Below are 14,793 nucleotides of genomic sequence, written 5' to 3' on the forward strand. Positions count from 1 at the left end.
ACCAGCGAGGACCAGGACCTCATGCCGATCACCACGACGCAGCCCGTCGACCCCTCCTCCCCGGTGCCGCCCTCCCTGCGGCTCGGGAAGCACACGCTCACCGTCATTCCCGACGGGTCCGTCCAGCTGCACCCCCGGCGCTGGCTGCCCGAGTCCACCGCCGAGGACTGGACGGGCCGCAACGCCGACCTCCTCGACGCCCACGGCTTCATCGACGCACCCATCGGCGCGCTGCTCGTCGAGTACGAGGACAGCGCCCTGCTCCTCGACACCGGCTTCGGGCCGCACGACATCTCCGCCGCCGACACCATCGACACCATCGGCGCCCTCCGCGGCGGCGCCCTCCCCGAGGCCCTGGCCCGCACCGGCCGCACGCTCGCCGACATCGACACGGTCGCCTTCACGCACCTCCACGACGACCACGTCGGCTGGGCGTTCCGGGCCGGACCCGCCGGCCGGTTCCCCTTCTCCCGGGCCACGTTCGCCGCCTCCCGCGAGGAGTGGGCCGGCTGGTCCATGCCGCCGGAGGTCTCCGTCCCCGCCCGCGCGGTGGGGCACGGGGAGGAGGTCTTCCCCGGCGTCACCGCCTGGATCACCCCGGGCCACACCCGAGGCCACACCTCGTACGTCATCGACACCGGCGAGCGGCGTCTGATCGCCTTCGGCGACGTCTTCCACACGCCCGCGCAGTTCGCCCGCCCCGACTGGCCGGTGTCGATGGACGCGCTGCCCGACCAGGCCGTCCGGACCCGGCACGCGATGCTGCCGGAGCTGCTCCGCCCGGACACGCTCGCCTTCGGCATCCACTTCGGCCCCGGACAGCTGGGCCGGCTCGTGGACGGGGACGGAACCCCCCACTGGGAAGCCGTACAGAATTCGGAATTCTGAATTCCGGAGAAATGGCGGGGTGAATGACGGGGCGAGGGCCCGGCACGGAAATCCAGTGCCGGGCCCTCGCCCCGTCGTTTCCCGACCGTGCGCATGTGTTGGTGGCGGCAACAGCATCTCTGGTGATAGCGCCGGGGAAGCCGGTGACATTGCAGTCTGGGGCGCCGCTGAATTCACTGACATGATTCCGGACATGAGCCAGAACCCCGCGCGAGCCGCCTTCTTCGATGTGGACGGCACCCTGACGACATCGGCGGGGATGTTCCGATTCCTCGCCTACTACCTGGCGGCCACGGGCCGTCCCCGGCGCGAATACGACGAACGCATGCGGGAATTCAAGGCGATGACCGCGGTCGGCTGCCCCCGCGAGGCCACCAACCGCGCCTACTTCGCCCACCTCCAGGGCCTCGACGCCGGCGTCGTCGCCGACGTGGCCCGCGCCTGGTTCGCCGCCGAACTGGCCACCGGAGCCCATTACCACCGGCCGGCCCTGACGGAACTGCGGCGCCACCAGGAGCGGGGCGACCACGTCGTCCTCGTGTCCGGCTCCTTCCCGGCCCTCCTCGCCCCGCTCGCCGCCGACCTGGGCGTCGACGACGTCCGGTGCACCCGGCCGCGGATCGACCACGGCCGCTACACCGGCGCGCTCGACGGCCCGCCGATGATCGGCGCCGCCAAGAGCGACGCCGTCATGCACGTCACCATCCGGGCCGGCATCGACCCGGCCGACTGCACCGCCTACGGGGACCACGTCTCCGACCTGCCGATGCTGAACGCGGTCGGCACGGCGTACGTGGTCGGCGGCGACGCCGGGCTGCGCTCCGCGGCACGGCTCAGGGGCTGGCGGTTCCTGCCCGGCACCCCGCCGGCGCCCGAACCGCCGCTGCCCCACCGGGGCGCCGACCGCGCGGCCGCCTTTCCGCCGCGCACCCCGTTCTTCTCCACCCCGCGCGACCGCGGTCTCACGACCGCGCACACGACTGCCCGCTACGAAACCCGGGAGGGCGCATGACCGCCTGGTTCCTCGAAAGGATGCACGGCTTCGGTTCCGCCGACGCGATCGTCTTCGACGGCAGGACCTACAGCTATGCGGAACTGCTGGAATCGACCGCACAATGGCAGGAATTCCTCGACGAGAAAGGCGTACGGGCCGGCCAGGTCGTCGCCCTGGAAGGCCCCAGTGGAATCGAATCCTGCGCCGGACTGCTCGCCCTGGTGGCGCGCGGCGCCATCGTCGTCCCGATGACTCCGCTGCCCGACGCCAAACGAACCGAATTCCACGAGATCGCCGAAGTCGAGATCGCCGTCACCGTGGGCGGCGCTCCCGGCAAAGACGGCGGGGACGGCGGAGACGGCCACCTGCTCCGGCACACCGGCCGGACCGCCGACCACGAGCTGTACGGCGAGCTGCGCACGGCCCGCACCCCCGGCCTGGTGCTGTTCAGCTCGGGCACCACGGGCCGCAGCAAGGCCACCGTGCTCGACATGACCAAGGTGCTCGGCCGGTACGGCGAGGCACGCCGCCCCCTGCGGACCCTCGGCTTCCTCAACCTCGACCACATCGGCGGCATCAACACGCTGCTGCACACCCTCAGCCAGGGCGGCACGCTCGTCACCCTCGCCGACCGCACCCCCGACACGGTCTGCGCGGCCGTCGCCGCCCACCGCATCGAGGTCCTGCCGACCACCCCCACCTTCCTCAACATGCTGCTCATCTCGGGCGCCCACCGCGAGCACGACCTGAGCTCCCTGCGACTGGTCACCTACGGCACCGAACCCATGCCGCTCGGCGTCCTCCAGCGGCTCGACGCCGCCCTGCCGGGCGTACGCCTCAAGCAGACCTACGGCCTGTCGGAGCTGGGCATCCTGCCCACCAGGTCCCGCGACAACGACAGCCTCTGGGTCAAGCTCGGCGGCGAGGGCTTCGACTACCGGATCCGCGACGGCATCCTGTGGATCCGCTCCGACATGGCGATGCTCGGCTACCTGAACGCCCCCGCTCCCTTCGACGACGAGGGGTACTTCAACACGCAGGACGCGGTCGAGACCGACGGCGACTACGTGCGCATCCTCGGCCGCAAGTCCGAGATCATCAACGTGGCGGGGGAGAAGGTCTACCCGAGCGAGGTCGAGGACGTCCTCCTGGAGATGGACCTCATCGCCGACGCCACCGTCTCCGGCCGGCACAGCCACGTCACCGGGCAGGTCGTCCAGGCCACGGTCAAGCTCACCCGCCCCGCCGACCCCCGCGAGGTGGCCCGCCGCGTCCGCGAGCACTGCGGAGCGCGCCTCCAGCCCTACAAGGTGCCGCTCCTCGTCCAGGTCTCCCAGGACGACCAGCACTCCGAGCGCTTCAAGAAGATCCGGAGCGCGGCATGACCGACCTGCCCGGCGACCGGCCCGCGCCCGTCGCCGTCGTCAGCGGCGGCAGCCGGGGCCTCGGCAGGGTCCTGACCGAACGGCTCCTCGCCGAAGGCCGGCGCGTGGCCACCTTCAGCAGGAAGCCCAACGAGTTCACCGAGGCCACCGCGGAGAAGTACGGGGACGCCTTCCACTGGGCGGCCGTCGACCTCACCGACACCACCGCCGTCCGGGACTTCGCGCGCGACGTGGGACGGCGCTTCGGCAGCGTCGACCTGCTGGTCAACAACGCGGGCGTACTGCACCAGGAGCTGTTCCTCACCACCGCCCCGAAGCGCATGGACGAACTCGTCGCCGCCAACCTCCTCGCCCCGCTCCACCTGGCCCAGGTCTGCGCCCGCCTCATGATGCGCGCGGGCGACGGCACCATCGTCAACATCTCCTCCATCAACGCCATCCGCGGCTACCGGGGCGTCGCCGCCTACGCCGCCGCCAAGGCCGGCCTCGAAGGCGCGGGCCGGGCCCTCGCCCGCGAACTCGGCCCGCTGGGCATCAGGGTCAACACCCTCACCCCCGGCTTCTTCGACAGCGACATGACGGCGGAGGTCACCTCGAGCAACCGCATGAAGATCCAGCACCGCACCCCGCTGGGACGCCTCGGCACCGTGGACGAGATCGCCGACGCGGTCCTCTTCCTCGCCTCGCCCCGGGCGCGGTTCATCACCGGACAGACACTCGTCATCGACGGAGGCATCACATGCTGAACACGACACACACGGACACCCCCGGTCTGCAGGAGGCCATCACGCGCGAGATCGACGGGGTCCTGCTCAACGACGAGGGCGGCTCCACCTACTCCCTCGACGACTCGCTGCTCACCGCGGGGCTCAACTCCCTGCTCCTCGCCCAGCTGCTGCTCCAGCTGGAGACCGAACTCGGCGTGGACCCCTTCTCCGAGGATCGGTCGATCACCGACATCCGCACCGTCCGCGAGCTCATCGCCGCCTACGACGAGGCGATACGGACCCGGAAGGCCGGGGTGTGAGCGTGCGTACCGGCCGACAGATCCTGCTCAAGACCATCGACGACTACCTGGGCCCCGGCGAGACCCGCTTCTTCTCCCGCGGCTATCAGCGTGCCGAGTACGACGTCCGCGACGTCGTCGTCACCCCCGCCGACGCCCCCGACGCCGGGGTCCGCGCCACCGTCGACGTCGGGTACCCCGCGGACTGGTCCCGCAAGAAGGACGGCACCGACCTGCGGCCCCACCTCAGCACGGTCGACGCCCTCGTCCTCGCCGTCCAGCTCGCCGAGCTGCACCTCGCGCACGGCTACGGGCTCGACGCCGCCGCCCGCACCCGGATGCGGCTGCACAAGGTCGTCCTGCGCGCCGGCGGAGCCCCCCAGGAGGAGCTGCGGGACATCCCGCTCGCGGCCCGCCTGGTGAAGACCGCGGACCGGACCGGGCACCCCGACCGGTACCTGACCGTGCACGACTGCACCGTCGGCAACCTGAGGGTCCGCACCGAGATCGAGCACGAGATCGTCACCCGTGCCGTCGAGGAGGCCCGCCACGCCGACCTGGACCGGGCGCTGGGCCCCGGCGCGCACCGGTTCTGGGGAGAGGGGTTCAAGCGCCGGCACCACGCCATCAGCGACGTGCGCGTGGACATGGACGCCCTCGTGGCCCAGGCCGACGTGCACTTCGCCCCCGAGCCCGAGCCCGCCCGCGAGGGCATCGAGGGCGCCCACCAGTCGTCGCTCTCGCTCGTCGACGTCTTCGTGGTGAACCTCCAGCTCGTCCAGATCCTCATGTACGAGCTGGACAACGTCAGCCGGGCCGAGAGCAACACCCTGTGGATGATGCAGACGGTGCTCGAAGCCGCCCCCGAACCGGTGGAACTCCCCGACCACCCGGACCGCTCGCGCCTCGCCCGCGCCGAACTCACCGGCAAGCGGCTGCTGCCGCTGCGCGGCGGGATCTGGCGCAGCGTCGAGGTCAGGGCGGAACTGGCGGGCGTGGCGCTGCGCTGCGGCTTCGCCCACGAGCTGCCCCCCGAGGCGGCCGCCGCAGCGATCTGAGCGGGGTGCGCCGCCGCGGCCGCCACGGCCGCGGCGGCGCACGCCGTCCACCCGACCGCCCCCTCCCTCCCCTCCACGCCCCTTCCAGCAAAGGTCTCACGTCCATGGATCAGGCCCTGCTCGACTGGTTCCGCACCGACCCCGCCGAGTCCGTGCCGGAACCGGCCCCGCCCACCGCCCCGGAACCCCCGGTCCTCACCCCCGCGGCGTTCGCCGCCGCACCCCCCGGGCACCGCGGGCGACTCCTCGACGACTACCTCCGCCAGGAGATCGGCCGCGTCCTGGACTGCCCGGCCGAGGCGGTCGCCCGCGACCGCACGACGGCCGACCTGGGGATCGGCTCGATGACCGGACTCGAACTGCGCACGCGGATCGAGGCGACCCTCGGCGCCGCCCCCGAACTCGCCGTGATCCTGCGGGCGCGGAGCGTCCCGGAGCTCGCCGCCCACCTGGAGGACGTGCTCGCGTGAGGCTGTCACCCCCACCCCAGAGGGGCGCCGACCTGTGGCTGCTGCGCCAGCCCGAGCTCGGCGCCTGCACCGGGGTCCTCGACCTGGACGAACTCGACGCGACCGAACGCGCCCGGGCCGGCACCTGCCGCCGGGAGACGTGCCGCCTGCTCTACAGCTCCGCCCACATCGCGCTGCGCCGCCTGCTCGGCGCCTACCTCGGCACCGGGCCGACGGCCCTCCGCTTCGGCCGCGAGCCCTGCCCCTGCTGCGGCGAGCCGCACGGCAGGCCGGTCGTGGAGGCACCCGGGACGGACCTCCACTTCTCGCTCTCGCACGGGAACGGGATGGCGCTCATCGGGGTGTCGCCGCTGCCCATCGGCGTGGACGTCGAACGGATCCCCACCGGCGAGACCACCCGGGTCTGCTTCCCGGTCCTCCACCCCGACGAGCGCGCCGAGCTCGGACACGACGCCTCCGCCGTCGACACCGTCGCCTTCGGCCGGCTGTGGACGCGCAAGGAGGCGTACCTGAAGGGGATCGGCACGGGCCTCGCCCGCGGCCTGGCCGCCGACTACCTCGGCGCCGACGTCACCCGCCGCCCCGCCGACTGGACCGTCCTCGACGTCCCCTGCGGTCCCCGGCACCTCGCCGCCGCCGCGCTGCGGGGCCCCGGGCCCCCGGAGTCGCTGCGGGCGCACTGGCTCCCCATGGACCGGCTGTTCAAGGGCGCCACCCTGAGCCTCGACAAGCAGGACCTGTTCCTCGGCGAACTGGTCGGCTGATGCCGCTGCGCGAACTGAGCCCGCCCCGCGAGCCCGCCGCCCGCCCCGCCCTCACCCTGGTGCTGCTGCACCACGCGGGCGGCTCCTCGCGGGGCTTCGGGCCCCTCCTGCCGCACCTTCCCCGCGCCTGGCGGGTCCTCGGCGTCGACCTGCCCGGCCGGTTCCTCGACCGGGACGGCGCCCGGTGCCGTACCGCCGAGGAGGCCGTGGCGCACGTCCACCGGGAAGTCCGGGACGAACTCGCCGCCCCCTACGCCGTGTTCGGCCACAGCATGGGGGCGCTGCTCGCCTACGAGCTCGTCCGGCGCCTGGAGGACGAGGGGACCGGACCCGACTGGCTCGGCGTCTCCGGCAGCCTCGCCCCCCACCTCCGCCCCGCCCGCCGGGACCGGGTGCTGCGCCACGCCCGCCTCCCGACCGCCGGCCTCCCGGACGCCCTGGCCCACCGCGCCGCCCGGGCCGTACGGGAGGACCTGCGCCTGATCGACGGCTACACCCCCGCCCCGGGCCCGCCGCTGCGTGCCCCGCTCGCGGTGTTCGGCGGCACCGACGACCCGCTGGCCCCGGCGGCCCTGCTCGACGACTGGACGGCGTACGCGCGGCCCCCGGCCTCCTACCACCTGTGGCCGGGCGGCCACTTCTTCCTCTTCGACCACGCCGAGTCGGTCTGCGCGCGCATGGCGGAGGTCCCCGCCCTCTGAAGGAGAGGACGGGGACCCGGATGATCCGGACGCCGCGCGGGAGCTACTGCCGCGTGCCGGACGCGGCGGCCCGGGCGATCCGGTCGAGCAGCCGGTGGTGCTCCACGGCGTGCGCGAAGCCGGGGACGACCGAGGTCCCCTCCTCGATGTCGGTGCGCAGCTGGGCGTACGCGTGCGCGACGGCCTCGGCCGGCCCGTCGACCCCCGGCAGGCTCCGGTACCGCTCGGGCACCGGCAGGTCCCGGAGGGCCGAGTCGTCGCCGCGGGCGCCGGCGATCCCGAACTGCCCGAACTGCAGGTGGCCGGTGTCGCCCGTGATCACCAGGTCGCCCTCGGTGCCGTTGATCTCCCACCGCAGGTTGGTGCCGCGGCTGGAGCCGCCCCGGTAGTGCAGGGAGGCCACCGCGCCGCCCTCCAGCTCGCCGGAGACGGCGATCTGGTCCTCGGCGGTCATCGTCAGGGGCTCCCCGGTCTCGGCGACCCGCACCCGGGGCCGGCGCGTCGCCGTCGTGGCGCCGAGCGAGGCGAAGCCGCCCAGGCACATCGTCAGGGCGTCCAGCGTGTGCCCGAAGGGGATGGTCAGCAGGGTGGCGCCGTTGGCCCGGTCGGCCAGGTACGCGCTGCCGGCGCCGATGACCGGCCCCCAGCCGCCGCCCGACCCGACCAGGGTGGTGGACAGGACCTCGCCCACGTACCCGTCGGCGATCAGGTCGCGCACATAGCGCACGCCCGGCGCCGAACGGGCCTGGAGGCCCACGGCGGTCCGCGCCCCGTGCCGGTCGGCGAGCGCGGCCAGTTCCTCCGCCTCGGCCAGGTCGACGGCGAGCGGCCACTCGCTGAGGACGGTCTTGCCCGACTCCAGCGCCGGCGTGATCGTCTCGCGGTGCCGGGGGACCCGCACGGAGACCACGATCAGGTCGATGTCGTCGTGGGCGGCGAGTTCGGCGGGGTCGGTGAAGGCGAGCGGGACTCCGTACTTCTCGGCTGCGCGGGCCGCCGACTCGGGCGTGGAGGCGGTGAGTCCCCGCAGCTCGAAGCCGTCGACGGCCTGCAGGGCGGGCAGGTGCCCGCGCTGCCCCCAGCCGCCGTCGGCGCTGAGGCCGACGACGCCGACGCCGAGGGGCTTGAGGGGACCGGTGTTCGTACGCGTACTGGTGCGCTGTGTCATGGACGAGGGCATGACCTCATGTTCGGAGGGGCGCCCGGCACGGACAAGTGTGTGCCGGACCTCTTGCCACCACCAACAGTCAGACCGCGCTGCATCCCCCGTCGACGGGCACCGCGCCGCCGGTCACGAAGGACGCCCGGTCGCTGAGGAGCCAGGCCGCGGCCCGCGCCACCTCGGCGGGCTCGGCGAGTCGTTTCTGCACGGCCCTGGCGACGGCGGCCCGTTCGAGCGCCGGCACGGCCTCGATGGCCTGTTCCATGAGCTCGGTGCGCGTGGAGCCCACCATCAGGGCGTTGACCCGGACGCCGAGCGCCCCGTACTCGGCCGCCGCGGCCCGGGTCAGCCCGAGCACGGCGTGCTTGGCGGCCACGTAGGGGGAGATCGCCCCGGTGGCGAAGAGCCCTGCGGTACTGGAGGTGTTGACGATCGTGCCGCCCCCCTCCTGGCGGGACATCACGGGTAACTGCGCCTTGAGGCAGTTCCAGACCCCCCGCACGTTGACGTCCATGATCCGGTCGTAGACGGCGTCGTCCACCTCGTGCAGCGGGGTGCCGAGGGTGCCCCAGCCGGCGTTGTTGAAGGCTCCGTCGAGCGACCCGAAGGCGGAGAGCGCGTGGTCGACGATCCGGGTGACGTCCGCCGGGACCGTCACGTCTCCGACGACCGCCTCGGCCCGTCCGCCCTGTGCGTGTATCTCCGCGGCGAGCTTCTCCAGCGGTTCCGCCCGGCGCGCGGTCAGCACCACCGCCGCGCCCTCGTCCGCGAAGACCCGGGCGGCGGCCGCCCCGATCCCGCTCGAAGCCCCGGTGATCAGGACGGTCCGCCCGTCGAGAATTCCAGCACTGTGCTTCACTTCAGCCCCCCCATGACCGAATCAGCCTGCGCCGGATCGTACCCCCGCGCCCCTGTCCGGGAAGGCCGGATTCGGCCATGTGCGCGGTCGCGCGAGCGGCCGGGTTTCAGGAGGGCGGTCGCTCCCGGTACGCGGCGATCCCGTCGACCGTCCTGGTCGCGTGGAACTCCGTGATCCGGTACGCGCACACCCCCTCGGCGCTGAACGGGTCGGCCGCCGCGATCCTCTCGATCTCCGCGCGGTCGACCCCGGCGGCCAGGATCACCCCGCCGTCCCGGGGGTTCTTCCGGCCGGACGCGAGGAACACGCCGGCGGCGTACTGCGCGTCGAGCCACTCGACGTGCGCGTCGAGCAGCGCGTCCACCCGCTCGACGGGGGCGGTGTAGGTCAATTCCAGTACGAACATGATCGCCAGGCTACCGGCGCCGCGACCCCGGCCGGGCGTCCGTCCCGGCCCTCGGGACGCACGCCCGGCCGGTCGTAGGCTGGCCCGCATCATGACGATCATCGAGATTCCGGCGGGCTGGCCCGCCGACGAGACCACCGCCCTCGCCGTCCAGCGGGAGCTGAGGGCGCGCCTCGTACGGGACGAGGAGGGGCCGCCGGCCGGCGAGGGGCACGTCACGGGGCTCGACGTGGCCTACGACGACGAGCGGGACCTCGTCGCCGCCGCGGCCGTCGTGCTCGACGCGCGCACCCTGGAGGTCGTGGAGGAGGCGACGGCGGTCGGCCGGATCTCGTTCCCGTACGTCCCCGGTCTCCTCGCCTTCCGGGAGATCCCGACCGTGCTCGCCGCGCTCGACTCCCTGACCGCCGACCCCGGCCTCCTGGTCTGCGACGGCTACGGCCTCGCCCACCCGCGCCGCTTCGGCCTCGCCAGCCACCTCGGCGTGCTCACCGGACGCCCGTCCGTCGGCGTCGCCAAGAACCCCTTCGCCTTCGCGTACGAGGAGCCGGGACCCGCGCGCGGCGACACGTCCCCGCTGCTCGCCGACGGGGAGGAGGTGGGGCGGGCCGTCCGCACCCGGGCCGGGGTCAAGCCGGTCTTCGTCTCCGTCGGACACCGGGTCTCCCTCGCCGGCGCCTGCGCCCACACCCTCCGCCTCACCCCGCGCTACCGCCTCCCGGAGACCACCCGCCACGCCGACTCCCTCTGCCGCCGCGCCCTGAAGGACGCGCTCGGGGAGCACGCGAGCCCGCCGGGGGCGCCCGGGGCCTTCTGAGTACGCGTACGGATACCGGATCCCCGGACCGCCCGGCAGGGTGGGGCCATGACGACTCCTCCTCCCGTTCCGCCGCGCGCCGCCCCGCGCGGCCCGAGTCCGATCCCCGCCGCCACCGGGGGCCGCGCATGATCGGGCGGCTGCGGTGCGTCGTCCTCGACTGCCCCGACGCGTACGAACTCGCCCTGTTCTACCAGCGGTTGGTCGGCGGTGTGGTCGACGCCCCCGACCCCCGGTGGACCGTCGGCGAGGGCTGTGTCGTGCTGCGCGGCGACGGCGGCCCGGTCCTGGCCTTCCAGAGCGTCCCCGGCCACCGGTCGCCCGCCTGGGGCGCGCCCGAGCAGCAGTTCCACTTCGACGTGCGGGTCGACGACCTGGCCGCCGCCGACGAGGCCGTCCTCGCGCTCGGAGCCGTACCGCTGGACGACGGGGGAGGCGACCCGGCCCGACGCGTCTACGCGGACCCGGCCGGGCATCCCTTCCGGCTCGTACGGCCCTGATCCGGTGGACCGGGGCCCGATCCGCCAAGCCCTGCCTACCCCCGGTGCGCCACCCGGAAGCGGATGCCCGCCTCGCGCAGCCGGGCGGTGAGGGCGTCGCCCATGGCGGCCGCCGTCGTCACCTGGCCCGCGGTCTTCGGCAGCGGGTCGAAGGCGAGGCAGAGGGCCGACTCGGCGAGCATCTTGGCCGTCTCGTCGTACCCCGGGTCGCCGCCCGACACCTCGGTGAAGACCCGCCGCCCGCCGCCCTCGCCCACGAACCGCACGGAGAACCAGCTGCGGGCGCGCCGCTCGGCCGACGGGCCCTCCCCGGCGCTGTAACGCCCCATCAGCCAGCTCCGTACGGGAGGGAGTTGGGCCGCCGCCACGCCCGCGCCGACGGCGGCCGCGCCGCCGAGCGCCATCGGGAGCGTCTTCACGGAGGCGTAGTGCCGGTAGCGGAAGTCCGGCCCGTACCGGTCGAGGGCCGCCGCCGAGCGCGCCACGACCTGCGGGTCGAGCGTCGGCAGCGGCAGCGCCCACGTGCCCGTCTCCCGGCTGAACCGGGGGCCGCCGAGCGGGGCGCGCGACCGGCGGCCCACCAACCGGGGCTCGTGCAGGCGCCGTTCGCGCGCGGCCCGCAGGACCTCCCGGCCCCGGCCGAGCGCGGTCAGCGCGGAGGCGAACGTGCCGCCGGAGAACGCGGCCCCGGCCCGTACGAAACCGTCCACCCGCAGCGGCACGCCCTCCGGGAGCTGCCCCACGGTGAAGTGCACGCCCAGGTCGTGCGGGATCGAGTCGAAGCCGCAGGCGTGCACGATCCGGGCGCCGGTCTCCCGGGCGCGCGCGTCGTGCCGCACGTACATCAGGTCCACGAACTCGGCCTCGCCCGTCAGGTCCAGGTAGTCCGTGCCGGCCTCCGCGCAGGCGGCGACGAGCCCCTCGCCGTACCAGACGTACGGTCCGACCGTCGTCGCCACCACCCGCGCGGATTCGGCCAGTTCGCGCAGCGAGTCCGGGTCGGCGGAGTCCGCCACGACCAGCGGGAGGCCCGCCAGGTGCGGCCGGCCCGAGGCCAGCCGGTCCCGCAGCGCCTCCAGCCTGCCGAGACTGCGTCCCCCCAGTGCCCAGCGGCACCCGGCGGGGGCGTGCTCGGCCAGGTACTCCGCGGTCAGTTCGCCCACGAACCCGGTGGCCCCGAAGAGGACCACGTCGTACGGCCTGTCCCCGCGCTCCGGGTCCGCGCCCGCCCCGTTCGCCACGCCCGCCCCTGTGTCCATGCAGCCCCTCGCTTCGGCCGGACCGCGCCGCCGTGCGCGGTCGTCGTCGGCGGAGGATAGCGGAAGACCACCTCCGGATCTCCCGGGCCCTCGGGCGAAGGCGTCTCCCCGAATTTTCCAAGCGCTTGCTCGGCCGGGGGGCTTGTGCCGAGTGGAACACGTTCCTAGCATCTCTGGTGTTACATCATTGGTGTCACACACTTCCGGGGGTTCGATGAGCACGACGCACGCCGCCCGCAACGGCCCCCTGACCGGGGTCCGCGTGGTGGAACTGGCCGGCATCGGCCCCGGCCCCTTCGCCGCCATGCTCCTCGCCGACCTCGGCGCGGACGTCGTGCGGGTCGACCGGCCCGGCGGCCCGGGGCTCGGCATCGACCCCGCCCGCGACCTCACCAACCGCAACAAACGCTCGGTCCTCGTGGACCTCAAGGCGGCCGACGGCCCCGCGACCGTCCTCGACCTGGTCGAGCGCGCGGACGTCCTGATCGAGGGCTACCGGCCCGGTGTCGCCGAGCGCCTCGGCATCGGCCCGGACGCCTGCCTCGCCCGCAACCCGCACCTGGTCTACGGCCGGATGACCGGCTGGGGCCAGGACGGACCGCTCGCCCCCACCGCCGGCCACGACATCGGCTACATCGCGATCACCGGCGCCCTCGGCATGATCGGCCCGGACCCGGAGGGTCCGCCGACGATCCCGGCCAACCTGCTCGGGGACTACGCCGGCGGCTCGCTCTACCTGGTCATCGGCGTCCTCGCCGCCCTCCAGCACGCCCGCGCCCACGGCGAGGGCCAGGTCGTGGACGCCGCGATCGTGGACGGCACCGCCCACCTCACCACCATGATCCGGGGCATGCTGGCCGCCGGGAGCTGGCAGGACCGGCGCGGCACCAACCTCCTCGACGGCGGCTGCCCCTTCTACGGGGTGTACGCGACCTCCGACGGCGGTCACATGGCGGTCGGCGCCCTGGAGGAGCGGTTCTACGCCGACTTCGTCCGCCTCCTCGGGCTCGGCGAGGAGGCCGCCGCCGGCCGCTACGACCTCGCCCGCTGGCCCGGGCTGCGCGAGGCCGTCGCCAAGGCGTTCCTGGGCCGCACCCGGCAGGAGTGGACCGAGGTCTTCGACGGCTCCGACGCCTGCGTGGCCCCCGTCCTCTCCCTGGGCGAGGCCCCGGCCCACCCGCACCTGGCCGCCCGCGGCACCTTCACCGAGCACGAGGGGCAGGTCCAGCCGGCCCCCGCACCCCGCTTCTCCGTCACCCCCGGCACCCTGCGCACGGGCCCCGCCCTGCCCGGTGCCGACACCGCCGAGGTCGCCCGCGACTGGGCCGTACCCTCCCTGCACCCCCAGGAGACTTCCGCATGAAGCGCCGCATCTACACCGAGGACCACGAAGCCTTCCGGGCGGTCGTGCGCACCTTCCTGGAGAAGGAGGTGCTGCCCCACTACGAGCAGTGGGAGAAGGACGGCATCGTCTCCCGCGAGGCCTGGCTCGCCGCCGGACGGCAGGGCCTGCTCGGCATCGCCGTGGACGAGGAGTACGGGGGCGGCGGCAACCCCGACTTCCGCTACGGCGCCGTCCTCGCCGAGGAGTTCACCCGGGCCGGCACCCCCGGCCTCGCCCTCGGCCTGCACAACGACATCATCGGCCCGTACCTCACCTCCCTCGCCACCGACGAGCAGAAGCGGCGCTGGCTGCCCGGCTTCTGCTCCGGCGAGACCATCACCGCCATCGCCATGACCGAGCCGGGCGCGGGCTCCGACCTCCAGGGCATCCGCACCACCGCCGAGGACCGCGGCGACCACTGGGTCCTCAACGGCTCCAAGACCTTCATCTCCAACGGCATCCTGGCCGACCTCGTGGTCGTCGTCGCCCGCACCACCCCCGAGGGCGGCGCCCACGGCCTCTCCCTCCTCGTCGTGGAGCGCGGCGCGGAGGGCTTCGAGCGCGGCCGGAACCTCGACAAGATCGGCCAGAAGTCCCAGGACACCGCCGAGCTGTTCTTCCACGACGTCCGCGTCCCCAAGGAGAACCTGCTCGGCGAGCTCAACGGCGCCTTCATCCACCTGATGACCAACCTGGCCCAGGAGCGGATGGCCATCGCCGTCGCCGGCATCGCCGCCGCCGAACACCTCCTGGAGATCACCACCACCTACGTCAAGGAGCGCGAGGCCTTCGGCCGCCCGCTCTCCCGGCTCCAGCACATCCGCTTCGAGATCGCGGAGATGGCCACCGAGTGCGCCGTCACCCGGGCCTTCCTGGACCGCTGCATCGAGGAGCACGCGAACGGCGCGCTGGACGCCGTGGACGCCTCGATGGCCAAGTGGTGGGCGACCGAACTCCAGAAGAAGGTCGCCGACCGCTGCCTGCAACTGCACGGCGGGTACGGCTACATGACTGAATTCCCGGTCGCCAGGGCCTACACCGACGGCCGCATCCAGACCATCTACGGCGGCACCACCGAGATCATGAAGGAGATCATCGGCCGTTCCCTCCTCGGCTGACCTCCACCCCCGCGACACCCCC

Annotated in this window: 17 protein-coding genes; 13 read left to right on the forward strand and 4 right to left on the reverse strand. The window is 73.8% G+C overall.

What is annotated here, in order from left to right; all coding sequences use genetic code 11:
- Positions 1-21: 21 nt before the first annotated feature.
- The 9 genes from CP977_RS28650 to CP977_RS28690 all read left to right on the forward strand — a co-directional run bounded on the left by CP977_RS28650 (position 22) and on the right by CP977_RS28690 (position 7,266).
- Positions 22-888, forward strand: a complete 867-nt coding sequence (locus CP977_RS28650) for an MBL fold metallo-hydrolase (protein WP_062751308.1) — start codon at positions 22-24, stop codon at positions 886-888.
- A gap of 193 nt (positions 889-1,081) precedes the next feature.
- Positions 1,082-1,900, forward strand: coding sequence for an HAD family hydrolase (locus CP977_RS28655; protein ID WP_062751306.1), 819 nt, complete (start codon positions 1,082-1,084; stop codon positions 1,898-1,900).
- Positions 1,897-3,267: a class I adenylate-forming enzyme family protein gene (locus tag CP977_RS28660; RefSeq protein WP_062751304.1), complete on the forward strand. Its 1,371-nt coding sequence runs from the start codon at positions 1,897-1,899 to the stop codon at positions 3,265-3,267. Before CP977_RS28655 ends, CP977_RS28660 begins: the two co-directional genes overlap by 4 nt.
- A complete protein-coding gene (locus CP977_RS28665; protein WP_152371040.1) occupies positions 3,264-4,013 on the forward strand; it encodes an SDR family NAD(P)-dependent oxidoreductase in 750 nt (249 codons plus the stop codon). Before CP977_RS28660 ends, CP977_RS28665 begins: the two co-directional genes overlap by 4 nt.
- On the forward strand, positions 4,007-4,294 hold the full coding sequence (locus tag CP977_RS28670; protein ID WP_062751300.1) for a phosphopantetheine-binding protein: 288 nt from the start codon (positions 4,007-4,009) through the stop codon (positions 4,292-4,294). Before CP977_RS28665 ends, CP977_RS28670 begins: the two co-directional genes overlap by 7 nt.
- A 2-nt stretch (positions 4,295-4,296) precedes the next feature.
- Positions 4,297-5,331, forward strand: coding sequence for an AvrD family protein (locus CP977_RS28675; protein WP_104860653.1), 1,035 nt, complete (start codon positions 4,297-4,299; stop codon positions 5,329-5,331).
- Between the two features lie 104 nt (positions 5,332-5,435).
- The gene (locus tag CP977_RS28680) at positions 5,436-5,801 is read left to right on the forward strand and encodes an acyl carrier protein (RefSeq protein WP_062751298.1); all 366 of its coding nucleotides are present in this window, start codon (positions 5,436-5,438) and stop codon (positions 5,799-5,801) included.
- Entirely contained in the window at positions 5,798-6,565 is a 768-nt protein-coding gene (locus CP977_RS28685) for a 4'-phosphopantetheinyl transferase family protein (protein WP_062751295.1), read from the forward strand. The genes CP977_RS28680 and CP977_RS28685 overlap by 4 nt, the downstream gene beginning before the upstream one ends.
- Positions 6,565-7,266, forward strand: coding sequence for a thioesterase II family protein (locus tag CP977_RS28690; RefSeq protein ID WP_109184414.1), 702 nt, complete (start codon positions 6,565-6,567; stop codon positions 7,264-7,266). Before CP977_RS28685 ends, CP977_RS28690 begins: the two co-directional genes overlap by 1 nt.
- Before the next feature lie 43 nt (positions 7,267-7,309).
- Here the strand turns inward: CP977_RS28690 and CP977_RS28695 are convergent, their stop codons facing one another.
- The 3 genes from CP977_RS28695 to CP977_RS28705 all read right to left on the reverse strand — a co-directional run bounded on the left by CP977_RS28695 (position 7,310) and on the right by CP977_RS28705 (position 9,693).
- Complete coding sequence (locus CP977_RS28695; protein WP_229991467.1) at positions 7,310-8,446, reverse strand: Gfo/Idh/MocA family protein; 1,137 nt, start codon at positions 8,444-8,446, stop codon at positions 7,310-7,312.
- 67 nt (positions 8,447-8,513) lie between these two features.
- A complete protein-coding gene (locus CP977_RS28700) occupies positions 8,514-9,287 on the reverse strand; it encodes an SDR family NAD(P)-dependent oxidoreductase (protein ID WP_267891077.1) in 774 nt (257 codons plus the stop codon).
- Between the two features lie 106 nt (positions 9,288-9,393).
- Positions 9,394-9,693, reverse strand: coding sequence for a YciI family protein (locus CP977_RS28705; RefSeq protein ID WP_062751293.1), 300 nt, complete (start codon positions 9,691-9,693; stop codon positions 9,394-9,396).
- Between the two features lie 91 nt (positions 9,694-9,784).
- On the opposite strand from CP977_RS28705, the gene CP977_RS28710 reads away from it, so the two are divergent.
- Together CP977_RS28710 and CP977_RS28715 are read left to right on the forward strand one after the other, a co-directional pair.
- On the forward strand, positions 9,785-10,510 hold the full coding sequence (locus CP977_RS28710; protein WP_062751290.1) for an endonuclease V: 726 nt from the start codon (positions 9,785-9,787) through the stop codon (positions 10,508-10,510).
- Between the two features lie 128 nt (positions 10,511-10,638).
- A complete protein-coding gene (locus CP977_RS28715; RefSeq protein WP_062751287.1) occupies positions 10,639-11,010 on the forward strand; it encodes a VOC family protein in 372 nt (123 codons plus the stop codon).
- A gap of 35 nt (positions 11,011-11,045) precedes the next feature.
- Here the strand turns inward: CP977_RS28715 and CP977_RS28720 are convergent, their stop codons facing one another.
- Entirely contained in the window at positions 11,046-12,269 is a 1,224-nt protein-coding gene (locus CP977_RS28720; protein WP_152371041.1) for a saccharopine dehydrogenase family protein, read from the reverse strand.
- Between the two features lie 214 nt (positions 12,270-12,483).
- Here CP977_RS28720 and CP977_RS28725 point away from each other — a divergent pair, with 214 nt between their 5' ends.
- Together CP977_RS28725 and CP977_RS28730 are read left to right on the forward strand one after the other, a co-directional pair.
- Positions 12,484-13,632 (forward strand): CaiB/BaiF CoA transferase family protein, encoded by a 1,149-nt coding sequence (locus tag CP977_RS28725; protein WP_109184416.1) that lies wholly within the window; start codon positions 12,484-12,486, stop codon positions 13,630-13,632.
- Positions 13,629-14,771 (forward strand): acyl-CoA dehydrogenase family protein, encoded by a 1,143-nt coding sequence (locus CP977_RS28730; RefSeq protein ID WP_062751281.1) that lies wholly within the window; start codon positions 13,629-13,631, stop codon positions 14,769-14,771. Before CP977_RS28725 ends, CP977_RS28730 begins: the two co-directional genes overlap by 4 nt.
- The last annotated feature ends 22 nt before the right edge of the window (positions 14,772-14,793 follow it).

Origin of the sequence: Streptomyces cinereoruber (assembly GCF_009299385.1) — a bacterium.
GTDB classification, from domain to species: Bacteria; Actinomycetota; Actinomycetes; order Streptomycetales; family Streptomycetaceae; genus Streptomyces; species Streptomyces bikiniensis.